This window comes from Pseudomonas sp. Irchel s3a18 (assembly GCF_900187535.1).
Classification (GTDB): Bacteria; Pseudomonadota; Gammaproteobacteria; order Pseudomonadales; family Pseudomonadaceae; genus Aquipseudomonas.
In genome coordinates this window covers 76605-102914 of record NZ_FYDV01000017.1, presented here as the reverse complement: position 1 = coordinate 102914, position 26310 = coordinate 76605, and the positions used below count along the sequence as shown (strand labels likewise).

24 protein-coding genes are annotated in these 26310 nt (G+C 60.3%); 10 read left to right on the top strand and 14 right to left on the bottom strand.

Going from position 1 to position 26310, the window contains the following annotated elements:
- Window positions 1–62 precede the first annotated feature (62 nt).
- The 4 genes from lepB to lptF all read right to left on the bottom strand — a co-directional run bounded on the left by lepB (window position 63) and on the right by lptF (window position 5067).
- Entirely contained in the window at window positions 63–917 is an 855-nt protein-coding gene (lepB, locus tag CKW29_RS20705) for a signal peptidase I (protein ID WP_095077629.1), read from the bottom strand.
- A 5-nt stretch (window positions 918–922) separates the two neighbouring features.
- Window positions 923–2722: a translation elongation factor 4 gene (lepA, locus tag CKW29_RS20700; RefSeq protein WP_095144873.1), complete on the bottom strand. Its 1800-nt coding sequence runs from the start codon at window positions 2720–2722 to the stop codon at window positions 923–925.
- Between the two features lie 172 nt (window positions 2723–2894).
- Entirely contained in the window at window positions 2895–3956 is a 1062-nt protein-coding gene (gene lptG / locus CKW29_RS20695) for an LPS export ABC transporter permease LptG (RefSeq protein ID WP_095144874.1), read from the bottom strand.
- Window positions 3949–5067, bottom strand: coding sequence for an LPS export ABC transporter permease LptF (gene lptF / locus CKW29_RS20690; RefSeq protein ID WP_095144875.1), 1119 nt, complete (start codon window positions 5065–5067; stop codon window positions 3949–3951). The genes lptG and lptF overlap by 8 nt, the downstream gene beginning before the upstream one ends.
- Window positions 5068–5368: 301 nt before the next feature.
- Between lptF and CKW29_RS20685 the strand changes: the two genes are divergently transcribed.
- From CKW29_RS20685 to rlmF, 5 genes are all read left to right on the top strand, one after another.
- A complete protein-coding gene (locus tag CKW29_RS20685) occupies window positions 5369–6859 on the top strand; it encodes a leucyl aminopeptidase (RefSeq protein ID WP_095144876.1) in 1491 nt (496 codons plus the stop codon).
- Window positions 6860–6919: 60 nt separating this feature from the next.
- Window positions 6920–7348, top strand: a complete 429-nt coding sequence (locus CKW29_RS20680; RefSeq protein ID WP_095077638.1) for a DNA polymerase III subunit chi — start codon at window positions 6920–6922, stop codon at window positions 7346–7348.
- Between the two features lie 7 nt (window positions 7349–7355).
- Window positions 7356–7763 carry a DNA polymerase III subunit chi gene (locus tag CKW29_RS20675; RefSeq protein ID WP_095144877.1) on the top strand — a complete coding sequence of 136 codons (408 nt, stop codon included), beginning with the start codon at window positions 7356–7358 and terminating at the stop codon, window positions 7761–7763.
- 155 nt (window positions 7764–7918) lie between these two features.
- On the top strand, window positions 7919–10765 hold the full coding sequence (locus CKW29_RS20670; RefSeq protein ID WP_095144878.1) for a valine--tRNA ligase: 2847 nt from the start codon (window positions 7919–7921) through the stop codon (window positions 10763–10765).
- Window positions 10766–11044: 279 nt separating this feature from the next.
- Entirely contained in the window at window positions 11045–12076 is a 1032-nt protein-coding gene (rlmF, locus tag CKW29_RS20665; protein ID WP_095144879.1) for a 23S rRNA (adenine(1618)-N(6))-methyltransferase RlmF, read from the top strand.
- 99 nt (window positions 12077–12175) lie between these two features.
- Here the strand turns inward: rlmF and CKW29_RS20660 are convergent, their stop codons facing one another.
- Window positions 12176–12457 (bottom strand): HU family DNA-binding protein, encoded by a 282-nt coding sequence (locus CKW29_RS20660; protein WP_007905514.1) that lies wholly within the window; start codon window positions 12455–12457, stop codon window positions 12176–12178.
- A 396-nt stretch (window positions 12458–12853) separates the two neighbouring features.
- Here CKW29_RS20660 and yejK point away from each other — a divergent pair, with 396 nt between their 5' ends.
- Window positions 12854–13858, top strand: a complete 1005-nt coding sequence (yejK, locus tag CKW29_RS20655; RefSeq protein WP_095077646.1) for a nucleoid-associated protein YejK — start codon at window positions 12854–12856, stop codon at window positions 13856–13858.
- Window positions 13858–14208: a glutaredoxin family protein gene (locus CKW29_RS20650; protein ID WP_095149015.1), complete on the top strand. Its 351-nt coding sequence runs from the start codon at window positions 13858–13860 to the stop codon at window positions 14206–14208. Before yejK ends, CKW29_RS20650 begins: the two co-directional genes overlap by 1 nt.
- A 43-nt stretch (window positions 14209–14251) precedes the next feature.
- On the opposite strand, the gene CKW29_RS20645 is transcribed toward CKW29_RS20650, so the two are convergent.
- The 9 genes from CKW29_RS20645 to CKW29_RS20605 all read right to left on the bottom strand — a co-directional run bounded on the left by CKW29_RS20645 (window position 14252) and on the right by CKW29_RS20605 (window position 22490).
- A complete protein-coding gene (locus tag CKW29_RS20645; protein ID WP_095149014.1) occupies window positions 14252–15187 on the bottom strand; it encodes a glutathione S-transferase family protein in 936 nt (311 codons plus the stop codon).
- A gap of 87 nt (window positions 15188–15274) precedes the next feature.
- On the bottom strand, window positions 15275–15595 hold the full coding sequence (locus tag CKW29_RS20640; protein ID WP_095144883.1) for a GIY-YIG nuclease family protein: 321 nt from the start codon (window positions 15593–15595) through the stop codon (window positions 15275–15277).
- Window positions 15596–15637: 42 nt separating this feature from the next.
- Window positions 15638–16108, bottom strand: coding sequence for a nuclear transport factor 2 family protein (locus CKW29_RS20635; RefSeq protein WP_095144884.1), 471 nt, complete (start codon window positions 16106–16108; stop codon window positions 15638–15640).
- A 99-nt stretch (window positions 16109–16207) separates the two neighbouring features.
- The gene (locus CKW29_RS20630) at window positions 16208–17524 is read right to left on the bottom strand and encodes a CynX/NimT family MFS transporter (RefSeq protein WP_095144885.1); all 1317 of its coding nucleotides are present in this window, start codon (window positions 17522–17524) and stop codon (window positions 16208–16210) included.
- Window positions 17514–18173, bottom strand: coding sequence for a FadR/GntR family transcriptional regulator (locus tag CKW29_RS20625; protein WP_095144886.1), 660 nt, complete (start codon window positions 18171–18173; stop codon window positions 17514–17516). The genes CKW29_RS20630 and CKW29_RS20625 overlap by 11 nt, the downstream gene beginning before the upstream one ends.
- A gap of 154 nt (window positions 18174–18327) precedes the next feature.
- Window positions 18328–19092: an amino acid ABC transporter ATP-binding protein gene (locus CKW29_RS20620; RefSeq protein ID WP_095077659.1), complete on the bottom strand. Its 765-nt coding sequence runs from the start codon at window positions 19090–19092 to the stop codon at window positions 18328–18330.
- An 11-nt stretch (window positions 19093–19103) separates the two neighbouring features.
- The gene (locus CKW29_RS20615) at window positions 19104–20201 is read right to left on the bottom strand and encodes an amino acid ABC transporter permease (RefSeq protein ID WP_095144888.1); all 1098 of its coding nucleotides are present in this window, start codon (window positions 20199–20201) and stop codon (window positions 19104–19106) included.
- A gap of 10 nt (window positions 20202–20211) precedes the next feature.
- Window positions 20212–21393: an amino acid ABC transporter permease gene (locus tag CKW29_RS20610; RefSeq protein ID WP_095144889.1), complete on the bottom strand. Its 1182-nt coding sequence runs from the start codon at window positions 21391–21393 to the stop codon at window positions 20212–20214.
- 65 nt (window positions 21394–21458) lie between these two features.
- A complete protein-coding gene (locus CKW29_RS20605) occupies window positions 21459–22490 on the bottom strand; it encodes an amino acid ABC transporter substrate-binding protein (protein WP_095144890.1) in 1032 nt (343 codons plus the stop codon).
- A 467-nt stretch (window positions 22491–22957) separates the two neighbouring features.
- On the opposite strand from CKW29_RS20605, the gene CKW29_RS20600 reads away from it, so the two are divergent.
- From CKW29_RS20600 to CKW29_RS20590, 3 genes are all read left to right on the top strand, one after another.
- On the top strand, window positions 22958–23614 hold the full coding sequence (locus CKW29_RS20600) for an alpha/beta hydrolase (RefSeq protein WP_095144891.1): 657 nt from the start codon (window positions 22958–22960) through the stop codon (window positions 23612–23614).
- Between the two features lie 96 nt (window positions 23615–23710).
- Window positions 23711–25186, top strand: coding sequence for an ATP-dependent RNA helicase RhlB (gene rhlB, locus CKW29_RS20595; RefSeq protein WP_095149013.1), 1476 nt, complete (start codon window positions 23711–23713; stop codon window positions 25184–25186).
- Window positions 25187–25314: 128 nt separating this feature from the next.
- Complete coding sequence (locus CKW29_RS20590) at window positions 25315–26265, top strand: ornithine cyclodeaminase family protein (protein ID WP_095144893.1); 951 nt, start codon at window positions 25315–25317, stop codon at window positions 26263–26265.
- Window positions 26266–26310 lie beyond the last annotated feature (45 nt).

The window sequence follows — 26310 nt, the reverse complement described above, 5'->3', positions numbered from 1 at the left end:
CGGCGACGTTCTGTCGGTGCCAGAAATGCATTCGGCGCTGTGTTCAACAGCGCCGTGTGTGATTACTTGATCAGGCCAACCCGCGAAAAATTCGGCAGATGACCGAGTTTGGGTTCCGGCCAGCTCATCCAGACCGCGAAAGCCTTGCCGACGATGTTCTGGTCGGGAACCATGCCCAGCAGGTTCTTGGGAATGCTCGGATCATCCCAGTAGCGACTGTCGTTGGAGTTGTCGCGGTTGTCGCCCATCATGAAGTAGTGCCCGGCAGGCACGGTCCAGGAACGATCAGGCGTTGCACGGTAGCGGCTCATTTCCTTGCGGATCATGTGCTCGGCGACGCCCAGTTTTTCCTTGTAGAGCTCGGCACTGCCCAGCGTACCTGGCTCGGAGCCGACCAGTTGCTCGGCGATCGACTGGCCATTGACGAACAGGCGCTTGTCGGCGGTGTAGCGAATCTGGTCGCCCGGAAGGCCCACTACACGCTTGATGTAGTTGACGTTAGGGTCGCTTGGATAGCGAAACACCATCACATCCCCGCGCTGTGGCTCGCCGACTTCGATGACTTTCTTGTCGAGTACCGGCAAGCGGATCCCGTAAGAAAACTTGTTCACCAGAATGAAGTCACCCACATCCAGGGTCGGTTTCATCGAACCGGACGGAATCTGGAACGGCTCGACCAGAAACGAACGCAGCACCAGCACGATGAACAGCACCGGGAAGAACGATTTGCCGTATTCAACCAGCAAAGGTTCTTTGTTCAGCTTCTCGACCACCACCATGTCGGGTTGGCTGACACTGCCCTGATAAGAGGCAATGGCAGAACGCCGACGCGGTGCCAGAAACACCAGATCGAGCAACGCCAACAGACCGCAGACGAAGACAGCGATGACCAGCAACAGCGGGAAATTTAGTGACATAGGACCTAACTATCCAACCTGAGCACAGCAAGGAAGGCTTCTTGTGGAATTTCCACGTTACCGACCTGCTTCATGCGTTTTTTACCGGCCTTTTGCTTTTCCAACAGCTTGCGCTTACGGCTGACGTCGCCGCCGTAGCATTTGGCCAATACGTTCTTTCTGAGTGCCTTGACGGTTGTCCGCGCCACAATCTGCCCGCCAATGGCGGCCTGGATGGCAACGTCGAACATCTGCCGCGGAATCAGCTCTTTCATCTTCTCGGTCAACGCACGACCTTTGTAGTGCGCATTGTCGCGGTGCACGATCAACGCCAGGGCGTCGACTTTCTCACCGTTGATCAGTACATCCAGCTTCACCAGATTAGCTGATTGGTAACGATCGAAGTGATAGTCCAGCGAAGCATAGCCACGGCTGGTGGATTTCAGGCGATCGAAGAAGTCCAGGACCACTTCGTTCATCGGCAAATCGTAGGTCACCTGGACCTGGGAGCCGAGGAACAGCATGTCGTGCTGGACGCCACGCTTCTCGATGCACAGGGTAATGACGTTGCCCAGGTGCTCTTGCGGTACAAGAATGTTGGCCCGAACGATCGGTTCGCGCATGTCTTCGATGGCCGACAGGTCAGGCAACTTGGACGGGTTATCGACGTAGATCGTCTCACCGCTCTTGAGCAGCAGTTCGAAGATTACTGTCGGCGCGGTGGTGATCAGGTCCAGGTCGTACTCGCGCTCCAGGCGCTCCTGGATGATTTCCATGTGCAGCATGCCGAGGAACCCGCAACGGAAGCCGAAGCCCAGCGCGTCGGAGCTTTCCGGGGTGTATTGCAGCGATGAGTCGTTCAGGGTGAGCTTTTGCAGCGCTTCGCGGAAATCTTCGAAGTCGTCGGAGCTGACCGGGAACAGGCCGGCGTAAACCTGCGGCTGAATGCGCTTGAAGCCTGGCAGCACGTCGACGTCTGGCGTCGAGCTCAAGGTCAGGGTGTCACCCACCGGCGCACCGTGAATGTCCTTGATGCCGGCGATGATGAAGCCTACTTCACCGGCCTTCAGGTCAACGGTGGCGGTGTGTTTCGGGTTGAATACGCCGACGCTGTCCACCAGGTGGATCTTGCCGGTGGACTTCACCAGGATCTTGTCGCCCTTTTTCACGCGGCCGTGGCGCACGCGAACCAGAGACACGACGCCCAGGTAGTTGTCGAACCAGGAGTCGATGATCAACGCCTGCAGCGGATCTTCGATGTTGCCGGTCGGCGCAGGAATAGTCGTTACCAGGCGTTCCAGCACTTCATCGACGCCCAGACCGGTCTTGGCACTGCAAGTCACCGCGTCAGTGGCATCGATGCCGATGATTTTCTCGATTTCTTCCTTCACGCGGTCTGGATCGGCCTGTGGCAGGTCGATCTTGTTCAGTACCGGCATCACTTCCAGGCCCTGCTCGATGGCGGTGTAGCAGTTGGCTACGGACTGGGCCTCGACACCTTGACCGGCGTCGACCACCAGCAGCGCACCCTCACAGGCCGCCAGGGAGCGGCTGACTTCATAGGTGAAGTCGACGTGGCCCGGGGTATCAATGAAGTTCAACTGGTAGGTAACGCCGTCACGCGCCGTGTAATACAGGGTGACGCTGTGGGCCTTGATGGTGATCCCGCGTTCACGCTCAAGGTCCATGGAGTCCAGTACCTGGGCTTCCATTTCGCGCTCGGCCAGGCCGCCGCACATCTGGATGAAGCGATCGGCCAGCGTCGACTTGCCATGGTCAATGTGGGCGATGATGGAGAAATTGCGGATATGACTCAAATCACTCACGGATCAACACTCAAAAAGGCTGCAGGCATAGCCCGCCGAAAAATAGCCGGGAATTGTACCTGATACACGACGCAAGCGTCACGCTTGCAGGTCAATGGCGTCGAATGCAAAAACGCCCCGCTCTTGCGAGCGGGGCGTCTAATAGGCTCAGCAAAGACTGAAAATACTGCGTTCAACCCGCTCGGCGCAGCAGCCAGAAGCCTGCCAGCGCGCAGACTCCGGCCGGCAACAGCACCGCAAACAGCGGCGGAAAACCGAACACCAGGCTCGAGGGTCCCAGCAAATCCTGGACGATACGGAAGGTAAAGCCCACCAGCACCCCGGTGAACACCCGCTGCCCCAGAGTCACCGAACGCAGTGGACCGAAGATGAAGGAAATCGCCATCAACACCAGTGCCGCGGTGACCAGCGGTTGCAACACCTTGACCCAAAATGCCAGCCAGTAACGACCGTTGTTCAGCCCCTGCTCCGCCAGGTAGTGGATGTAACCCCACAAACCGGTGATCGACAGAGAGTCCGGCGCCATCACTACAGTACTGAGCAATTGCGGGCTCAGGGTCACATTCCAGCGCTCCGACGGCGTATTCACCACTTCACTGCGCTTGTCGTGGAACAACGTGGTGGTGACTTCGCTCAGCATCCAGTGATCGGTGTCGAACTCGGCACGCCTGGCGAAGCTCGACGACAGCAGATGCCGTTCGTTGTCGAAACGATAGCGGGTCACCCCATATAACAGGCCGTTAGGCTGCACGGCGTTGACATGAATGAACTCGTCGCCCTGACGGTGCCACAAGCCGTGCTTGGCACTTTGCGAATTGCCACTGCCCTGAGCCAGCGAACGATTGGCCTGAGCAATGGTTTCCGTCGCCGGCGCCACGTACTCACCAATCAGCAGGCCGGCCACCATCAGGACCAGCATCGGCTTCATCACGGCCCAGACGATCCGCCCGATCGACACGCCCGCCGCACGCATGATGGTCAGTTCACTGTTGCTGGCCAGACCTCCAAGCCCGATCAGGCAACCGATCAGCGCCGCCATCGGCAACATGTCGTACAGGCGACGTGGCGCCGTCAGCAGCACATAGCTCAGGACATCCATCACGGTGTAGGTGTCGCTGGCATCACCCATTTCATCGATGAACGCGAACAGCGTCGCCAGCCCGAGAATAATCCCCAGTACCGCCAGGATCGCCAGGAACACACTGCTACCAATGTAGCGATCGAGCTTAACCACGAGCCACCTCCAACGTGCTGCGGCGACTCGCCATTTTCAAGCGCAACGGTTCCCAGTACAGCAAGCCCAGGCCAATGGCCAGGAAGATCCCGTGAACCCACCACAGGCCCAACGCGGGCGGCAGGTTGCCTTTTTCCAGGGCGCCGCGCGCGGCAATCAGGATAGTCAGGTAGGCCATGTAGAGAAGAATCGCCGGCAGCAGCTTGAGGAAACGGCCCTGGCGCGGATTGACCCGCGACAACGGCACCGCCATCAGGGTCACGATGAAGACCAGCAACGGCAACGACAGGCGCCATTGCAATTCGGCATAGGAGCGCACGTCATCGTTGCCCATCAGCGTGCGGGTGCTGATTGCATCACGATCGGTCACTTCGTCACTGACATCAGGCTTTGGCAGCAGCATGCCATGGGTGTCGTACTTGATGACCCGGTAATCGGCCTGCCCCGGGCTACCGTCGTAGCGATAACCGTTTTCCAGGATCAGATAGCGATTGCCGTCCGGCATGATTTCCTGACGACCGCTTTCAGCTACCAGGACCGAGATACCGCGGTCCTTTTTGTCGGAGGAGAGATTCTTTTGCGACATGAATACCCCCGACAGATTGATACGGTCGTCCGACAGCTTCTCGGTGTAGGTCACCCGAGTACCATCGCGCAGGGCCTGGAAACGGCCTGGCTCCAACGTATCGAATTCGGTCAGCGCGTCCTGGGAGTTCAGCAGCAATTGAAACTGATTGGCACCTTGCGGGGCCAGGCTCAGGCTCAGCCACGCCACCAGCAAGGCAACCAGCGTGGCCGGAAACAAGGTATAGGCAAACAGCCGCTGCTGGCTCATGCCTGTGGCCGAGAGCACGGTCATCTCGCTTTCCAGGTAGAGACGGCCGTAGGCCAGCAGAATCCCCAGGAACAGCCCCAGCGGCAGGATCAGCTGCAGGAACCCCGGCAGGCGAAAGCCCATGATCAGGAACAGCGAACCCGGATCCAGAAGCCCCGCGGCAGCCTGGGCAAGGTATTTGATGAAGCGTCCGCTCATGATGATGACCAACAGCACGGCGCTGACAGCGCTCAGGGTCACCAGGACTTCGCGGGACAGATAACGGAAGACGATCAAACCAGACACTCCAGGGTTGTCAGGCTAAGGCGGCCAAACAAGCAAACAGCGGCCAGCAAGGCTGAGCCACTCGAAAAGATGCCGCATTATCCTGTGATTGGTCGCGCCTGTCACTTCGCACGCTCAAGCAGGCATGCAATGCATTAAAGATCAGCTTGGCGAGGGTTGTCTGGCTCGGGCGCGAGGTTCAAACTGCGGCCTTTGTCGCAGGCTGTACCAGCGTCTTTCCAAATAGAAAGGCAAACGTGTGCGCACGCCGTGCGACACGCTGCCATTTGACCATTTATTCAGGGACCCGGACATGGAACTGGTTGTAAAAAGCGTTAGCCCAGAAACGTTGAAAACCGCCACTCTGGTGGTCGCCGTCGGCGAAGACCGCAAACTCGGCAACGTTGCCAAGCAGATCGACGACCTCACTGGCGGCGCCATCAGCGCCATTCTCAAGCGTGGCGACCTGGCCGGCAAAGTAGGCCAGAGCCTGTTGCTGCACAGCCTGCCGAATCTCAAGGCCGAACGCGTGCTGCTGGTGGGCGTGGGCAAGGATGCCGAACTGGGTGACCGACCGTTCCGCAAAATCATCGCCGGCGTGCTGAACACCCTCAAGGGCCTGGGCGGCAGCGAAGCCGCACTGGCACTGGACGAAGTGGTCGTCAAAGGTCGTGACAGCTACGGCAAGACCCGTTTGCTGGCCGAAACCCTGGTAGACGGCGAGTACAGCTTCGAGCAGTTCAAGAGCCAGAAGACCGACCCCCGCCCCCTGAAAAAAATCACCCTGCTGACCATCAAGGCCGCCCAGGCCGAAGTGGAACGCGCCGTGACCCACGCCACCGCGATTGCCCATGGCATGTCCTTCACCCGCGACCTGGGTAACCTGCCACCGAACATCTGCCACCCGAGCTTCCTCGCCGAACAGGCCAAGGGCCTGGGCAAGGCATTCAAAGGCCTGAAAGTCGAGATTCTTGACGAGAAGAAAATCAAGGAACTGGGCATGGGCTCGTTCTACGCCGTTGGCCAGGGCAGCGCCCAGCCACCGCGCCTGATCGTCATGCAGTACAACGGCGGCAAGAAATCCGAGAAGCCGTACGCACTGGTCGGCAAGGGTATCACCTTCGACACCGGCGGCATCAGCCTCAAGCCCGGTGCCGGCATGGACGAAATGAAATACGACATGGGCGGTGCAGCCAGCGTGTTCGGCACCCTGCGCGCCGTGCTTGAACTGAAACTGCCGATCAACCTGGTGTGCATCCTGGCCTGCGCCGAGAACATGCCGAGCGGCAACGCCTCGCGCCCAGGCGATATCGTCACGACCATGAGCGGCCAGACCGTGGAAATCCTCAACACCGACGCCGAAGGCCGCCTGGTGCTGTGCGACGCCCTGACCTACGCCGAGCGCTTCAAGCCACAGGCCGTGATCGACATCGCCACCCTGACGGGCGCGTGCGTCGTTGCCCTGGGCTCCCACACCTCGGGCCTGCTGGGCAACAATGACGAACTGATCGGCCAACTGCTGAGCGCCGGCCAGGCCGCCGACGACCGCGCCTGGCAATTGCCGCTGTTCGACGAGTATCAGGAACAGCTGGACAGCCCGTTCGCCGACATCGCCAACATTGGTGGCCCGAAAGCCGGCACCATCACGGCCGCGTGCTTCCTCTCGCGCTTCACCAAGAACCTGAACTGGGCGCACCTGGACATCGCGGGCACTGCCTGGACCAGCGGCGGCAAGGACAAGGGCGCCACCGGCCGCCCGGTTCCGTTGCTGACCCAGTACCTGCTGGACCGCGCCAAAGCCTGAAACCGATGACCTTGCGCGGCGTCGCTCATGGGTGACGCCGCTCAAGGCTCAGGAACCTCAATGACCAAAGTCGACTTCTATATCCTGCCCAGTGCCGATCCGTCTGCACGACTGGATTTTGCCTGCAAACTCACCGACAAGGCCTGGCGCATGGGCCACCGCATCTACCTGCACTGCAGCGATGCCGCTCAGCGCGACGATCTCGATGCACGGCTGTGGGCCTTCAAAGGCGAAAGCTTCGTACCCCACGGCCACGCCGAAAGCGAACCGGACGGTTTGATTGTGCTGGGCGTGGGAGACGATCCAGGGCAGCACCAGGACCTGCTGGTCAACCTTGACCTCAAGGTCCCCTCCTTTGCCCAGCGCTTTGCCCGTGTGGCGGAAGTGGTGGTAGAAGACCCGACTATTCGTCAGGCCGCGCGGGAGAGTTTCCGCTTCTACCGCGAACAGGGCTATCCTCTGCAAGATCACCGTCTACAGCGACTCTGAGTACACGATGGACACTCCAAATCCACTGCAAAAGTCTGCGCACCTGCTGGATGACCTCGAGTCGATCCGCCAGCTGCTCGGCGATGACAACCTGCAACCGCCCCTGCTGACCGAAACCGTCACACCGGAAGGTGATGAAGGCCAGATTCCCTTGCTGTTCGATCAGATCAGCGGCAAACAGCCTGCTGCCGCGATCGAGCAACCTGCCCCTGCCCCTGCGCCGGTGGCCGCCCCCGCTCCAGCGACGACAGCCCGGCAAGCGGCCGACATCATGCTGCACCTGGACAGCGAACTGCGCGCCGCCGCGCAATTGATCATGCAAGACGTCATTGATGACTTTGCCCCGCACATCGAGACAGAAATCAAACGTCGCCTCGATGCGCGAATGGAACGGCTGTTGAGCCAGTACGAATAATCTCTATCTCCTGTGCGAGCGAGCAGGCTCGCTCACACAGGAGATCAGCGCTGTCATTGATCAAGCCCCCTGTCCTTGCCTGCTCGCCCTTCGCCCCATGCCCCGCTATACTTGCCGGCTTTTCCTGAATAAATGCCAATAGGGTCCCGCCGCGCATGGATAAGACCTACCAGCCGCACGCCATTGAAACTTCCTGGTACAACACCTGGGAGTCCGAGAACTACTTCGCCCCGCAAGGCGCGGGCGACTCCTACACCATCATGATCCCGCCACCGAACGTCACTGGCAGCCTGCATATGGGCCATGGCTTCAACAACGCGATCATGGACGCCCTGATCCGTTTCCGCCGCATGCAGGGTCGCAACACCCTGTGGCAGCCGGGCACCGACCACGCCGGTATCGCCACGCAAATGCTGGTGGAACGCCAGCTCGAAGCCAAGGGCCAGAACCGCCACGACCTGGGCCGTGAGAAATTCCTCGAGAAAGTCTGGGAATGGAAAGACGAGTCCGGCGGCAACATCAGCCGTCAGATCCGCCGCCTCGGCTCGTCCGTGGACTGGAGCCGCGAGCGCTTCACCATGGACGACGGCCTGTCGGAAGCGGTTAAAGAAGCGTTCGTGCGCCTGCACGAAGACGGCCTGATCTACCGCGGCAAGCGCCTGGTCAACTGGGACACCAAGCTGCACACGGCGATTTCCGACCTCGAAGTGGAAAACCACGACGAGAAAGGCTCCCTGTGGAACCTGAAGTACCCGCTGGCCGACGGCGCCAGGACTGCTGAAGGCAACGACTTCCTGATCGTCGCGACCACCCGTCCGGAAACCATGCTCGGCGACTCCGCCGTGGCCGTTAACCCGAACGATGAGCGCTACAAAGCCCTGATCGGCAAGTTTGTCGAGCTGCCATTGGTTGGCCGCCGCATCCCGATCATCGCCGACGATTACTGCGATCCTGAATTCGGCACCGGCTGCGTGAAAATCACCCCGGCCCACGATTTCAACGACTACGAAGTCGGCAAGCGCCACAACCTGCCGCTGCTGAACATCTTCGACAAGAACGCCGCCGTGCTGTCGGCCTGCCAGGTGTTCAACCTCGACGGGACCCTGAACGACACCATCGACGGCAAGATCCCGGCTGAATACGCTGGTCTCGACCGCTTCGAAGCGCGCAAGCAAATCGTCGCTGCGTTCGAAGGCGCTGGCCTGCTGGTCAGTGTCGACGATCACGCCCTGAAGGTACCGAAAGGCGACCGTTCCGGCACCATCATCGAACCGTGGTTGACCGACCAATGGTACGTGTCCACCAAGCCATTGGCGGAGCCTGCCATTGCTGCCGTTGAAGACGGCCGCATTCAGTTCGTACCGAAACAGTACGAGAACATGTACTTCTCGTGGATGCGTGACATCCAGGACTGGTGCATCAGCCGTCAGCTGTGGTGGGGCCACCGGATTCCGGCCTGGTACGACGAGTCGGGCAAGGTCTATGTCGGCCGCGACGAAGCCGAAGTGCGTGCCAAGCACAACCTGGGCGCCGACGTTGCGCTGCAGCAGGACAACGACGTACTCGACACCTGGTTCAGCTCGGGCCTGTGGACCTTCTCCACCCTCGGCTGGCCGCAGCAGACTGAGTTCCTGAAGAAGTTCCACTCCACCGACGTCCTGGTGACCGGCTTCGACATCATTTTCTTCTGGGTTGCCCGGATGATCATGCTCACCATGCACCTGGTGAAAAACGAAGACGGCACGCCGCAGGTTCCGTTCAAGACCGTGTATGTGCATGGCCTGGTGCGGGATGGCCTGGGCCAGAAAATGTCCAAGTCCAAGGGCAACGTCCTTGACCCGCTGGACATCATCGACGGTATCGAACTGGAAGCCCTGGTGCAGAAACGCACCTCCGGCATGATGCAGCCGAAACTGGCGAAGAAGATCGAGAAGCAGACCCGCGACGAGTTCGCCGATGGCATCGCCAGCTACGGCACCGACGCCTTGCGCTTCACGTTCTGCTCGCTGGCGTCCACCGGTCGCGACATCAAGTTCGACATGGGCCGCGTCGAAGGCTATCGCAACTTCTGCAACAAGATCTGGAACGCCGCGCGTTACGTGCTGGACAAGGGCGAAGACTGCGGCCAGAACGGCGAAGCCTACGAGCTGTCGCTGGCCGATCGCTGGATCATTTCCCAGCTGCAGCGCACCGAAGCCGAAGTGACCCGCCAACTCGACCAGTTCCGTTTCGACCTGGCCGCACAAGCCTTGTACGAGTTCATCTGGAACCAGTATTGCGACTGGTACCTGGAGCTGTCCAAGCCTGTGCTGTGGGACGAAAACGCACCGATCGAACGTCAGCGCGGCACCCGTCGCACCCTGGTTCGCGTACTGGAAGTGGCCCTGCGCCTGGCTCACCCGTTCATGCCGTTCATCACCGAAGAGATCTGGCAGCGCCTGGCGCCGCTGGCCGGCATCGAAGGCAAGACCATCATGCTGCAGCCTTGGCCGGTGGCCGTTGAAGCACGCATCGATCAAGCCGCCGAAGACGACATCGAATGGCTCAAGGGCCTGATGCTCGGCACGCGCAACATCCGTGGCGAGATGAACATTGGCCCGGGCAAGCCACTGCCACTGTTCCTGAAGAACGTATCCGCCGAAGACCAGCGTCGCCTCACCGAGAACGAAGCCTTGCTCAAGAAGCTGGCCCGCCTCGAGTCGATCACCGTCCTGGCGGCCGGCGAAGAAGCACCGCTGTCCGCCACCGCCCTGGTCGGCGAGATGGAAGTGCTGGTGCCAATGGCTGGCCTGATCGACAAGGGTGCGGAACTTGCGCGCCTGGACAAGGAAATCCAGCGCCTGCAAGGTGAAGTGCAGCGCGTTGGCGGCAAGCTGTCCAATGCCGGCTTCGTGGACAAGGCCCCGGCCGAAGTCATCGAGAAGGAACGCGCCAAACTGGCCGAAGCCGAACAGGCTCTGGGCAAGCTGGCCGAGCAGCATGCGCGGATTGCCAGTCTGTAACGGCAACACGCAATAAAAAAGGGAGGCCTGCGAAGGCCTCCCTTTTTCATGCCCGGTACACTCTCCCCAGCACTACAAGTCCCCTGTGGGAGCGGGCTTGCCCGCGAAACGATTTCACATTCAACATTGATGCTGCCTGGCACTTCGCCTTCGTCGGAACGCCGCCCGGACCAAGCCCGCTGCCACCGTCGAGCATCGTGTTCTTTGCAATTGGGTTCACAACGGCTGAATGTGGGACAATGCCCGCCACTTTTAGCCATACCCGAATCGATCACACCAATGAACGCCCCCCGCTCCCCCAAACCTGCGCGCAAGAAGCCTGAGTCCGCGACCCCGGCCAAAGCCGTGGCGCCCCGCGAAAAGGCCAGCCTGCATCCGCGCAACCGCCACCAGGGCCGTTACGATTTCCCGGCGCTGATCAAGAGCACGCCGGAACTGGCGAAGTGCGTGATCATCAACCCCTACGGCAAAGAGAGCATCGATTTCGCCAGCCCTGATGCCGTACGGGTGTTCAACCGGGCGCTGCTCAAGTCGTTCTATGGCATTGCCCACTGGGACATTCCGGCGGACTACCTGTGCCCGCCGGTACCAGGACGCGCCGACTACGTGCACTTCCTGGCCGACCTGCTGGCCAGCGGCAATGACGGCGTGATCCCTCGCGGTGCGGCGGTACGGGTACTGGACATCGGCATGGGCGCCAACTGCGTCTATCCACTGATCGGCTACAGCGATTACCGCTGGCAGTTTCTGGGCTCGGAAATCGATTCGACCGCCATCGCAGCCGCCAAGGCCATTGTGCAGTCCAACGGCCTGAACAAATCGATCCAGTTGCGCCAGCAGACCAACCCCAAGCAGATCCTCCTGGGCCTGCTTGAGAGCGCCGAGCGCTTTGACCTGACCATGTGCAACCCTCCGTTCCATGCCTCCCTGGACGAAGCGACACGGGGCAGCACCCGGAAATGGCGAGCATTGGGCAAGGCCGACCCAAAACGCAAACTGCCGGTACTGAACTTCGGTGGCCAGGCAGCAGAGCTGTGGTGTGAGGGTGGCGAAGCACGCTTCGTGACACAACTGATCAGCGAAAGCGCTCAAGTTGCCCAGCAGGTACTGTGGTTCAGCACACTGGTGTCCAAAGCCTCGAACCTGCCAGCCATTCAAACCGCACTGAAAAAAGCCGGCGCGCTGCAAAGCCAGGTCGTGGAGATGTCCCAAGGGCAGAAGCAAAGCCGCTTCGTTGCCTGGACATTCCAGAGCAAGGTGCAGCAACAGGCCTGGCGTCAGGCGCGGTGGGTCAAGGCCTCAGCGGAGTAAATAGACGTGTTGCGGCGATTTACCTTGCGTAAATCGTTGTAATGGACACAAAAAAGCCGTGCCCGGATCGCTCCGCAGCACGGCTTTCTTTTATGCGTCTTACTTGTTAACAGCGTCGGTCAGGCCTTTAGCCACAACCAGCTTGATAACTTTCTTGGCAGCGATTTCGATGGCAGCGCCGGTCGAAGGGTTGCGGCCGGTACGGGCAGGACGCTCGGTCACTTTCAGCTTACCGATACCTGGCAGGGTGATTTCGCCGCCGTTTTCCAGTTGATCAGCAACGATTTGGCCCAGTTGGTCCAGTGCGTTACGCGCGGTGGTTTTTGGCGCGTCGATAGCTTCAGCGATATCGGCGATCAGTTGGTCTTTAGTAAGAGCCATGTAGTGTTCCTTCCCTATCAAATTCATATGGATTGCAGAGTGCAGTGTCAGCCATCGAGCCCGATCTTCTGGATCTGGCACCCTCGGCTACAACACCGACGGTTCGGGGTTATAGATGCCGAAATCAGGGTTTGGTTCGACCTGACAAATGCTGAATGCACGCTTAACGCAGTGACTTCGCGTAAGACGGGGCAAAACTAGCACAGAGACGGGGAAATATCCGCCTCTACCTACCCATTTGGTCAGCTTTATTGCTCTAAATCGGGAAAAAACCGCATAAGCCCGGCCCGACTGGCCTCAACGGCCGTTCAAGCACCGCCAAAACCGGCAGGTGCGGTACACTGGGCACTTTTTCGGGGGAGCACGCCCTCCTCCATTCATTGAGCCGAGAAGCCCATGCCGATCCGTCATTGCATCGTCCACCTGATCGACAAAAAACCCGACGGCACCCCTGCAGTTCTCCACGCCCGCGACTCGGAACTGGCAGAGTCCACCGCCATCGAGAACATGCTCGCCGACCTCAACGAGAGCTACAACGCCAAACAGGGCAAGGCCTGGGGATTTTTCCACGCCGAATCCGGTGCGCACCCGTTCAGCGGCTGGCTGAAGGAATACCTCGAGGGCGGCAAGGACTTCACCGCGTTCAGCCGCATTGCAGTGGAACACCTGCAGAAGCTGATGGAAGAGTCCAACCTGTCGACCGGCGGCCACGTGCTGTTCGCCCACTACCAGCAAGGCATGACCGACTACCTGGCTATCGCCCTGCTGCACCACAGCGAAGGCGTGGCCGTGACCGACCAGCTCGACGTGACCCCGTCCCGTCACCTGGACCTGGGCCAGTTGCACCTGGCGGCGCGAATCAATGTCTCCGAGTGGCAGAACAACAAGCAGTCCAGGCAGTACATCTCGTTCATCAAGGGCAAGAACGGGAAAAAGGTGTCGGAGTATTTCCGCGACTTCATCGGCTGCCAGGAAGGCGTCGACGGCCCGGGCGAGACCCGTACCCTGCTCAAGGCCTTCAGTGACTTCGTCGAAAGCGAAGACCTGCCCGAAGACGACGCCCGCGAGAAGACCAAGACCCTGGTCGACTACGCCAGCAGCCAGGCCAAGCTCGGCGAGCCGATGGGCCTGGAGGAACTGTCCGGACTGATCGACGAAGAACGTCCGAAAGCCTTCTACGATCACATCCGCAACAAGGACTACGGCCTGTCGCCCGAGATTCCGGCAGACAAGCGTACCCTGAACCAGTTCCGCCGCTTCACCGGCCGCGCCGAAGGCCTGTCCATCAGTTTCGAAGCGCACCTGCTGGGCTCGAAGATCGAATACGACGAAGAGGCCGGCACCCTGATCATCAAGGGCCTGCCGACCTCCCTGACCGACCAGCTCAAGCGTCGCAACTGATGCTCGCAGGCGTCCTGAAGAAGTTCCTGCTGATCTTGCTGGTGGTAGTGACCTACCAGAACTGGGGCAAGATCGAGCGGGTATTCAACCCCTCGCAAGGGGTGTCCGCGCAGATCCAGGCCAATGCCAGGGTCACGCTCTATGCCACCGAGTGGTGCGGCTACTGCAAGCTGATCCGGCGCTTTCTCGACCAGAAAGGTATCCCCTACAAGGAATTCGATATCGAGAAAGACGCTGATGCGCGCAAGGCCTATGAAGCATTGGGCGGCCGGGGCATTCCGGTGCTGGACGTGAACGGCACCTTGATTCGCGGGTATGAACCCGAGGCGATCCTTGCAGCGCTGAAATAACGGCAGGAGCGGGCTTGCCCGGCCCACTCCCACCCGGTGTCCGTCAACGCGCCTCGATGCGGAAACCCAAGCGCGGGAAGTGCACGTGCACCAAGCCAGCCCGCTCGTCTTTGCGACGTAGAATCAACTCCTCGCTGCCGGCAAACAGCAACTGGCCTTCAACCGGATCAACCCCATAGTCCGTGGCGGCAATCACCACCTGCTGACCCGCCTTGAAGCCGTTTGGCTCAACGAACAGTTCATCCGGCAAGGCCGCCGGTTGTGAATCCCGTGCCACCTGCAGCGCCTCTTCGGCCGTCATCTCGCTGAACGCGCCATGTCCGAAGCCCTGCACCCGACCCAGCCAGGCCGACACCGCCGGATAGCCATCGACCAGCGGCGATGTCACTGGCGTGCCCTTGAGGAACCACAGCGGGTGAGCCATGGCGAAGTCGGCAATCGAAGGCTCGCCAAACAGGTAATCCCCCTCCTCGCGCTGCAACTGCTGCTCAAGACGCGCCATGATCGTCGGCCACTGATGCTTGGCCTGCTCGGCCGACAAGCGAGTGGCACTGCCGCCGCTGAACAACCCGGCACGGTCGGCAACAAACGCCTTGACCGCGTGCGGTGGCAACTTGCCGAAGCGCACCGCGATCGATTCCGGCTGGAGCACCAGGCTCACCGCATGCTGGAACACCACCGAGTCAGCCCAGGCCGCGAAGCTGGCGGTGATCATTTCCCGGCCTTCCGGGAAGAACGCCGGCAGGGCCTTTTCCTGCTCAAGACGCCGCGCAATCAGGGCCGTATCGCAATAGATATCCGCGCCGACCTGCAATACCGGGGTCCTGCGATAACCGCCAGTCAGCGCGGTGAGGTCAGGTTTTGGCATCACTGGCGAAATGTTGACCGAGCGCCAGGACAGGCCCTTGAAGCCCAGCAACAGGCGTACCTTTTCCGCGAATGGGGAAGCCGGGTAATGATGAAGAATCAACTCGGACATGCTGGTTCCGCCGCTTGTGTGAGGAATTGGCAGCTTAACGCGCAATCGGATAGCAGCCTACCCATCCGCCTGATGGACGCTTATCAGTCAGATTGATAAGCCGGCAGCGGCGCTCGCCACCAGGCATTCCTTGGCGCTTTTCCTGAGTTTCTTGATCAGGCGTTCCTGACGCAGCGCTTCGCTTTTGTCGCGGCAGACTTCGGTATAGACCAACTCCACCGCCGGGCTTGAGAGAAAAAACCGTGCGCCCTTGCCGCTCTGGTGCTTGGCGAAACGCTTGACCGGATCATCGCTGATGCCGCAGTACAACGAACCATTGGCCGCGCGAACAAGGTAGACGAACCAGGGTTTGCCGAGCGTAATTGCAGGCTCTTCAGAAAGGGGGGAGGTATCGCTCAGGGTGCTCACGTGACGCTCAAGACTTAAAAAGAAGACAAGGCTGCGATCTTATCAGCGACCAACCTGGAACGCCTTCAAACCCTTCAAGGCCTGGGCCCGAACGGCGTTGCGCACCAGTGGCGTCCAGCCCAGCACCAGCCCTTTGAAGCCCAGCGCCTGACGCGACCAGCGCCACAGGTCGAACTGGTCGTGATGCTCGCAGATCTTGCCGTCACGGAACACAAAACGCGCCTGGATATCGTTGACCACCGTGTTGCCGGTCTGGCTGAACAGGTACGTGGCCACCCAGTGAGCATTGCCCGTGCGTTCGTCGGCACGCACGCTGTCGAAGGTCAGGGAGAAGTCCTTGGCGCGGTTGGTGAGCATCCGCCACATGTCGCCGGCATCGCGCCCGCGCAACTCGCCAAAGGCCGGATCACTGAACACCACATCCTCGGTGTAGCAGGCGCTCATGGCCTCGGCATCCAGCCGCTGGAAGGCTTGATAGAACGCCGTGATCAAGGCGCGGTTGGCGTCACTCATGGACAGGCTCCGGACAATCGAAAGGTACCTGGACGATAGTCTGCAAACGTCGGGAAAACTACCGGTATTCGCCAGGCAAATACCGGTAGTGTGTCGATCTCATAGCCTTTCGCTTTCAACCTGCACGTACAGCGAGCGACCTGCACCTAGCCCGGCGATGATCGCGCCGAGGCCTATGACCCCGAAAATCCAGCCCACCGCGGTCCAGCCACCCGTCCAGTCATGCACGATACCGACCGCAAACGGCCCCATGGAGGCCAGGGTGTAACCGAAACCCTGGGCCATGCTCGACAGGTTGGCCGCCACATGGGCATCACGCGAACGCAGCACAATCAAGGTCAGGGCCAGGGCGAACGTAGCGCCCTGCCCCAGTCCCAACAGAATCGCCCAGCCCCACAAGCCTTCGATCGGTGCATACAGACAACCAAACAAGCCGCCCAGGGTCATCAACATCACCACCACAATCGCCAGGCGCTGATCCTTGCCACGCGTGGCCAGCCAGGGAGCTGCCAGTGAACTGGCCAACTGCACGATCACCGAACCGGACAGCACCAGCCCGGCCTGGGTGGGCGTCAGGCCACGGCCGATCAGGATCGACGGCAACCAGCCGAACACGATGTAGGCCAGCGACGATTGCAGGCCCATGTACAGGGTCACTTGCCAGGCCAGTGGATCGCGCAGCAAGCCGCGCACTCGATACGCCACGTTGTGTGCGCCCTGTCGGCTGCCGACTTGCGGCAGCCAGAAGACCACCGCGACCAGCGCCGGGATCATCCAGAAGCCAAGACCCAGCGCCCAGCGGTCGCCGAAATGCTCGCTCAAGGGCACCGTCGCACCGGCGGCCATGGCGGCGCCCAGGCACAGGGCCATGGTGTACACGCCAGTCATGGTGCCGGCGTGCCTGGCGAAATCGCGCTTGACGATGCCCGGCAACAACACGCCGATCACGCCAATGCTGGCACCCGCCAGAATGCTGCCGGCAAACAGGCCGATCTCACCGAAGGAACTGCGCAGGATAATCCCCCCCGCCAGGGTCAGCAGAATCCCCAGGACCACCCGTTCGGCACCAAAACGCCGTGCCAGCACCGGCGCCAGCGGGGCAAACAGGCCCAGGCACAGGACCGGTAAGGTGGTGAGCAAACCGGCCTGGGCCGCCGACAACCCGAGGTTCTTCGACACATCGCTGAGCAATGGCGCCATGCTCGACAGCGCCGGACGCAGGTTCAGCGCCACCAGCACCAGCCCCAGCAACAACAGCCACGGGCGACGCAACACCGGATGGCTTTGCTGGACCTGTTCGTCATCGGCCTCGGCATCGATCAGCAGCTCTTCGAGCTCCGTCGAACGTTTGGCCTGGGCCGTGCTGTTGGGGGTCGCCTGCTGGCTGGACATAGGGCTCTCGGTCTCACGGTTCATTGATCAACTGCCGGCAAATGGCTTTGGCCCGCTGCGGGTCGCGCTGCTCGACGGCATCGAGCAAATCGATATGCAGATCGAACACGGCTTGACGCCTGGGGGTGATGCTCAGGGTCTCGCGCAGTTGCGCGCCGACGATGCTGGAGAAATAGCGATACAGCTCGCTGAGGGTCGGGTTGTGTGCGGCGTCCACCAGAAGGCGGTGGAACACCATGTCGCACGCGATGTAGCTGTCCAGATCACCATGGTAGTGACCGCCACTGGTACCCAGCGCTGCACGCAGTGCAATCAGGTCCTCATCGGTACGGCGCAACGCCGCCAGGCCTATGGCCTCGACTTCCAGAATGTGCCGGGTCTCCCGCGCCTGCTCATGGGAGCAGCGGGACAAGGCTTTCATCGTATCGAGTGGGTCGACCACCGCCCGCAGGTAACTGCCGTCGCCCTGGCGGATTTCGATCAGCCCGGAAAACGCCAACACGCGCATGGCTTCACGCACGGTGTTACGGCTGATGCCCAACTCACTCGCCAGCTCCGGCTCCGTGGGCAGGCGCTGGCCGACGGTCCAGGTGCCGGTGTTGATACGCAGGCGCAGCTGTTCAAGGGCCTGATCGACCAGGGAGCGCTTAATCAGTGGGGAGGTGTCTGTCATGAAATTCGCCCTTTCATCCAATCATAGGATGAATTTTCTGACATGTTAGTCAGGTTAATCCACCAGAGCAACGGGTTACCGGGAGATGATCAAAAATCGAGGACAAAAATAAACCCGGAACACTGTCCGGGTTTATTTCATTACCAAGCCTGGATCAATGCAGGATCTGGCTCAGGAACAGCTTGGTGCGCTCGTTCTGCGGATTGTCGAAGAAGTCGTTCGGCGCGGCCTGTTCGACGATTTCGCCCTTGTCCATGAAGATCACGCGGTTGGCCACGGTGCGGGCAAAGCCCATCTCGTGGGTCACGCAGAGCATGGTCATGCCGTCTTCAGCCAGGCCGATCATGGTATCGAGTACTTCCTTCACCATCTCGGGGTCGAGTGCCGAAGTCGGTTCGTCGAACAGCATGATTTTCGGCTTCATGCACAGGGCACGGGCAATCGCCACACGCTGTTGCTGACCGCCGGACAGTTGCCCCGGGTACTTGAGCGCCTGCTCTGGAATGCGTACGCGCTCCAGGTAATGCATGGCAATTTCCTCGGCCTTGCGCTTGGGCATCTTGCGCACCCACATCGGCGCCAGGGTGCAGTTCTGCAAAATGGTCAGGTGCGGGAACAGGTTGAAGTGCTGGAACACCATGCCGACTTCACGGCGAATCGCTTCGATCTGCTTGAGGTCGTTGGTCAGTTCCACGCCATCCACCACGATGCGGCCCTGCTGGTGTTCTTCCAGGCGATTGAGGCAACGGATGGTCGTGGACTTGCCGGAACCCGACGGCCCGCACAGCACGATACGCTCGCCCTGCTTGACGTTGAGGTTGATGTCTTTCAACACGTGGAACTGGCCGTACCACTTGTTGACGCCCTGCATCTGAATAATGCCTTCAGGGCTCACAGGCTGTTTGATCGCTTCACTCATAAACTACGCTCCTAACGCTTGTGGCCTGTGTCCAGCTTGCGTTCCAAATGCATGGAATAGCGGGACATACCAAAACAGAAAATCCAGAACACCAGGGCCGCGAACACGTAGCCTTCAGTGGCCATGCCCAGCCATTTCGGGTCGGCGGCGGCTTGTTTGACGCTGTTGAGCAAGTCGAACAGGCCGATGATGATCACCAGGCTCGTGTCCTTGAACAGCGCAATGAAGGTATTGACGATGCCGGGAATCACCAGCTTCAGGGCTTGCGGCAGAATCACCAGGCCCATGCTGCGCCAGTAACCCAGGCCCATCGCCGCGGCCGCTTCGTACTGCCCCTTGGGGATCGCTTGCAGGCCGCCCCGCACCACCTCGGCGACGTAGGCCGACTGGAACAGGATGACCCCGATCAAGGCCCGCAGCAGCTTGTCGAAGTTCATGCCTTCGGGCAGGAACAACGGCAGCATCACCGACGACATGAACAGCACCGTGATCAATGGCACGCCGCGCCAGAACTCGATGAAGGTCACGCAGACCACACGAATCGCCGGCATGTTCGAGCGCCGCCCCAACGCCAGCACAATCCCCAGCGGCAAGGCGCCGGCAATCCCGACCGTGGCGATCACCAGGGTCAGCATCAGGCCACCCCATTGGCTAGTCGCCACGGTGGTGATGCCGAAGATGCCGCCATGCAGCAGGAAGTAGGCCATGATCGGGTACAGCACCAGGAAGCCCAGGCCGTACACCGCCTTGTGGTGAAAGCGCGAGATAAACAGCGGCGCCACGCCGAGTACCGCCAGCCACACGGTCAGGTCAACGCGCCAGCGCAGATCCGTCGGGTAGTAGCCGTACATGAACTGACCAAAGCGCTGCTGGATGAACACCCAGCAGGCGCCCTCCTTTGTGCAGTCGGCCTGGCTGGTGCCAACCCAGTTGGCGTCCAGGACCGCCCACTGCAGGATCGGCGGGACCACCAGGTAAATCAGGTAGAACGCCAGCAGGGTCAGCAGGGTGTTGAGCCAACTGGAGAACATGTGCTCGCGCATCCACGCCACCACACCGATACTGCGGTTAGGGGCTGGCATGTCAGGTTTGAAAATATGAATGCTCATGCGCGTTTCCTCACCGCTCGATCAGCGCAATGCGCTTGTTGTACCAGTTCATCAGCAGGGAAATGCTGATACTGATCGCCAGGTACACGCTCATGGTGATGGCAATGACTTCGATCGCCTGCCCGGTCTGGTTCAGCACCGTGCCAGCAAACAACGAAACCATTTCCGGATAACCGATACCGGCGGCCAGCGAGGAGTTCTTCGCCAGGTTCAGGTATTGGCTGGTCAGCGGTGGAATGATCACTCGCAGGGCTTGCGGGATGATCACCTTGCGCAGGGTCGGACCGTTGCGCAGCCCCAGCGAGCGGGCCGCTTCGGTCTGCCCGTGACTGACCGACTTGATCCCGGAGCGCACGATCTCGGCGATGAACGCCGCGGTGTACACCGTCAGGGCCAGCGTCAGCGCCAGCAGTTCAGGAATCAGTACCCAGCCACCGACAAAGTTGAAACCCTTGAGCTCAGGCATTTCCCAATGCAGCGGTGCGCCGAAGATCAGCACGCACAGTGCAGGGATCACCAGGAACATCGCCAGCCCCACCCAGAATTTGTGGAACGGGACGCCGGTGGCTTCGAAACGCTTGTTGGCCCAGCGGCACATCAGCACGATGGCGACAATGGCCACGACGATGCTCGCCATGAATGCCCAGAAGCCGTCCGCTGCCAGCGCTGCCGGCATGTTAAGGCCGCGGCTGCTGACAAAGAAGGTGTCACCGAAGTTGTGGCTGTTGCGTGGCCCTGGCATGGTCAGGAACACCGCGAAGTACCAGAACAGGATCTGCAGCAGCGGCGGAATGTTACGGAAGACTTCCACGTAAACAGTAGCCAGCTTGGCGATGATCCAGTTCGACGACAACCGTGCCACACCGACGATGAATCCGAGGATCGTCGCCAGAATCACGCCGATAAAGGTCACCAACAGGGTGTTGAGCAGGCCGATGACAAACACCCGGGCATAGCTGTCCGATTCGGTGTAGTCGATCAGGTGTTGAGCGATGCCGAATCCGGCACTGCGCTCCAGAAAGCTGAAACCGGAGGTAATACCCCGATGTTCCAGGTTGGTTTGAGTGTTATCGAACAGAAACCAGCCCAGCGAGACCACCGCGGCAATCGTGATGATCTGAAATACCCAGGCACGCACTCGTGGATCGCTGAGGCTGAGCCTCTGCTTTGGTGCGCCGATTGAATTTTGCATGAAGTGCCCCGCAAATAATGGAACAGAACATCACCCGGCGGTTGGCCCACCGGGTGATAGATCCATTAGCGCACTGGTGGTGCGTATTGAATGCCGCCGTTGTTCCACAGAGCGTTCAGCCCGCGGTCGATTTCCAGCGGAGTGCTCTTGCCGAGGTTCCTCTCGAACACTTCGCCATAGTTGCCGACTTGCTTGACGATCTGGACGACCCAGTCTTTTTTCACTTTCAGGTCTTTGCCGTATTCACCGTCGGTACCCAGCAGACGGGCAACGTCCGGGTTCTTGGTGGCCTTGGCTTCGGCTTCGACGTTCTTCGACGTGATGCCTGCTTCTTCAGCGTTGAGCATGGCGTAGCCAGTCCAGCGCACGATGGCCAGCCACTCGTCGTCGCCGTTACGCACGACCGGGCCCAGCGGTTCCTTGGAAATGGTTTCCGGCAGAACCACGTAGTCCGCAGGCTTTGCCAGCTTGCTGCGCTGGGCGAACAGCTGGGATTTGTCGGAGGTCAGTACGTCGCAACGGCCGGACTCCAGCGACTTGGCGCTTTCATCGGAGGTGTCGAAAGTGATCGGGGTGTATTTCAGACCGTTGCCGCGGAAGTAGTCGGAAACGTTCAGTTCGGTGGTGGTACCGGCCTGGATGCAGATGGTCGCGCCATCCAGCTCTTTGGCGCTCTTGACGCCCAGCTTGTTGTTTACCAGGAAGCCGATGCCGTCGTAGTAAGTGATGAAGCCAGGAAACTTGAGGCCCATGCCCGAGTCACGGGAGCTGGTCATGGTGGTGTTGCGCGACAGGATGTCAATTTCGCCCGACTGCAGCGCGGTGAAGCGCTCTTTGGCGTTCAACTGACTGAACTTGACCTTGGTCGCATCGCCGAAGACGGCAGCGGCCACAGCACGGCAGTAGTCAGCATCGATACCGACGATCTTGCCAGTGGAGTCAGGAACCGAAAAACCCGGCAGACCGTCACTCACACCGCACTGTACGAAACCTTTTTTCTGGACCGCATCCAGGGTTGCGCCCGCCTGGGCAAACCCACTGACGCCGAGTACTGCGGCCGCAGTCACGACTGCCAGGGTGGATTTCAACATCTTCATTCAAACCTCCAGTTTTGCTCTTGTTGTGTCGGAGCTTGAGTCCTGCCGCACCCTTATGAGGCGCTGTTGACCCGTGTTGGCTTTTTATAGGGTCAAGCGGCGTAAGACCTTAGCTATGAGTCTAGTAGGAGAAAATCCACATAATGGAAAACTCACTTCTCACCAATCGGCCGAACGGGCTGTAGCCCTTTCTTGTCTGCCAAGCCCGTAGCGGCCTATGGCGAACGTCCATCACCGGACTTTTGCACTCCCGCAGCTGACAGTAGCCTGATAGTGTTACCGCCAGGCGCAGGATTGCTTGCACGGGCTCTTTCATAGCAAGCGCCGTACCACACCGGCCGCTTAAGCGGTTCAGTGACAGGTCAAGAGCAAAACTTGCAACCTTGCGACATCTTCTTAACTGATCGACATGCCGTGCACTTTGAGCTCGCACTCAAAGGGAGCGAGCGCACAACAATGGAGCAACCATGACCGAGCCCTTGATTCTTCACCCCGCCAAGCCCGAAGACGCTTGTGTCATCTGGCTTCACGGCCTGGGCGCCGACCGCTATGACTTCCTGCCAGTGGCCGAAGCGTTACAGGAAATACTGCAGACAACCCGCTTCGTGCTGCCCCAGGCGCCGACCCGCGCCGTGACCATCAACGGTGGTTACGAGATGCCGAGCTGGTACGACATATTGGCCATGAGTCCGGCGCGGGCAATCAACCGTGAACAACTGGATGAATCGGCACAGCGGGTCATCGATTTGATCGAAGAGCAGCGCGCCAGCGGAATAGACGCCTCGCGGATTTTCCTGGCCGGCTTTTCCCAGGGTGGCGCGGTGGTCTTGCACAGCACGTTCCTCAAATGGCAGGGACCGCTCGGTGGCGTACTTGCCCTCTCCACCTATGCGCCAACCTTCAGCGACGAGCTGGAACTTTCCGCCAGCCAACAGCGGATTCCGGTGCTGTGCCTGCATGGCCAGTACGACGATGTCGTGCAGAACGCCATGGGCCGCACGGCCTACGAGCACCTGAAGGCCCGTGGTGTCACCGTGGCATGGCAGGAATACCCAATGGGTCACGAAGTGTTACCCGAAGAAATTCGCGATATTGGCGTCTGGCTCAGCGAACGTTTGCGCTAGCACACAAACTTCGTGTAGCAGTATGACCAACACACTACGCCGCGCCCGATTCTTGCATTACACTGGCCGGCGTACATTCCTTAACCAATTGATGAGATGACCGTGCTCAAAGCACTCAAGAAAATGTTCGGTAAAAGCGAGGCTGAGCAGCTCGCGCCCAGCTCCAGCGCACCTTCCCCGACTACCAGCAGCCGTACCGACGGTCATCAGCCTGGCCGTGCCGCTGCCGTTGCGGCTCCCCAACACGAGCAGGTGACCCCGCCTGCCAGCGAAGCGGTCGCGCAAAAACCGCTTAGCGAGCCGGTAAAACCTGCCAAGCCACGTCGCGAACGTGCCGCCAAGCCGCCGGTCGTCGCCTGGAAACTCGAGGATTTCGTCGTCGAGCCCCAGGAAGGCAAAACCCGCTTCCACGATTTCAAACTGGCCCCGGAACTGATGCACGCCATCCAGGACCTGGGTTTCCCGTACTGCACACCGATCCAGGCGCAAGTACTGGGCTTTACCCTGGCCGGCAAGGACGCGATCGGTCGCGCCCAGACCGGTACCGGCAAGACCGCCGCGTTCCTGGTCTCGATCATCACCCAACTGCTGCAGACCCCGCCGCCGAAAGAGCGCTACATGGGCGAGCCGCGGGCGCTGATCATCGCCCCCACCCGTGAACTGGTGGTGCAGATCGCCAAGGACGCGGAAAACCTGACCAAGTACACCGGCCTCAACGTGATGACCTTCGTCGGCGGCATGGACTTCGACAAGCAACTCAAGCACCTCGAAGCCCGCCACTGTGACATCCTCGTGGCCACGCCAGGCCGCCTGCTGGACTTCAACCAGCGCGGCGACGTGCACCTGGACATGGTGGAAGTGATGGTGCTGGACGAAGCCGACCGGATGCTCGACATGGGTTTCATCCCGCAAGTGCGTCAGATCATTCGCCAGACCCCACCGAAAAGCGAACGCCAGACCCTGCTGTTCTCCGCGACCTTCACCGAAGACGTGATGAACCTGGCCAAGCAATGGACCACTGATCCGTCCATCGTCGAAATCGAATCCGAGAACGTGGCCAGCGAAAACGTCGAGCAGCACATCTACGCCGTGGCCGGTGCCGACAAGTACAAGCTGCTCTACAACCTGGTCAACGACAACGGTTGGGAGCGGGTCATGGTCTTCGCCAACCGCAAGGATGAAGTTCGACGCATCGAAGAACGCCTGGTGCGCGACGGTGTCAACGCCGCCCAACTGTCGGGCGACGTTCCGCAGCACAAGCGCATCAAGACCCTAGAAGGCTTCCGCGAAGGCAAGATCCGCGTACTGGTGGCCACCGATGTCGCCGGTCGCGGGATTCACATCGACGGCATCAGCCACGTGATCAACTTCACCCTGCCCGAAGTGCCGGACGATTATGTGCACCGCATCGGCCGTACCGGTCGTGCAGGCGCCGATGGTGTGTCCATCAGCTTTGCCGGTGAAGACGACTCCTACCAACTACCGTCCATCGAGACGCTGCTGGGCCGCAAGATCAGTTGCGAAACCCCGCCGACCCATCTGCTACGCCCCGTAGAGCGCAAGCGCCCGTAGGTCGAGTAGCAACCAGAGAAGCGCAGCCGGCAACGGACTGCGCTTTTTTTACGCCTGGATATTGCCAATCGGAACAATAAGTCCACAATGGACAAATTAGTTTACTTGCAACGCCATGGAGCCTCCGCATGTCCAGCCTCCCTTTTGTGATCGCCAAACCCCAGGCCCGCGAACTGCTTGATCGCGTCGACGTGCCACAGATCCTGCGCAAGCTGTTCCGTGACCTGGCCGCCGGCCAGGCCGTGCAACCGGCTCAGCAGCTGGTGGAGTTCCCGCAAGGCGCGGGTGACTTCATCAACTACCTCGGGGTGTTGGCCGAAGACGGTGTGTACGGGGTGAAAACCTCGCCCTACATTGTGCGAAAGGACGGCGGGTCTCTGGTCACGGCCTGGACGCTGTTGATGTCGATGCAGACCGGCCAGCCCTTGATGCTGTGTGATGCCGGCGAGTTGACCACGGCTCGCACCGCCGCCACCACGGCCGTGGCCATTGACACCCTGGCCCGGCCAAACGCGGCACACCTGGCAATCATTGGCAGCGGCCCGGTAGCGCAAGCGCACCTGCACTACGTGAAGCACCTGCGCGAGTGGCAAAGCATCAGTCTTCATTCGCCCAGCCTGGCGAACTGCAGTTCCGAGACACAGGCTCAATGGATGGCCATCGACCCGCGCCTGCAAATAGAACGCAGCCTTGAAGCGGCGATCCAGGACGCCGACGTGATCATGCTCTGCACCTCATCCGCAGGTCCCGTGATCGATCCACGGAACCTGAGCAAGCCGGCGCTGATCACCTCCATCAGCACCAACGCCGTGCGGGCTCACGAAGTGCCGCCACACTCCCTGGGTAACATGCAGGTCTATTGCGACTATCGCCTGACCACACCGGGTTCGGCCGGCGAAATGCTGATCGCCAGCGAACAGCATGGCTGGAACAAGTCCTCCATCATCGGCGACCTGGCTGAACTGCTGAGCGAACAGGCGCCACGCCCGACCTATGATCGCCCTGTATTTTTCCGCTCCATCGGACTGGGCCTGGAAGACATCGCGCTGGCCAACGCCATTTACCAATTACTGAGCTGACACCTCTCCCTTTGTAGGAGCGAGCGTGCTCGCGAAAAACCTGAG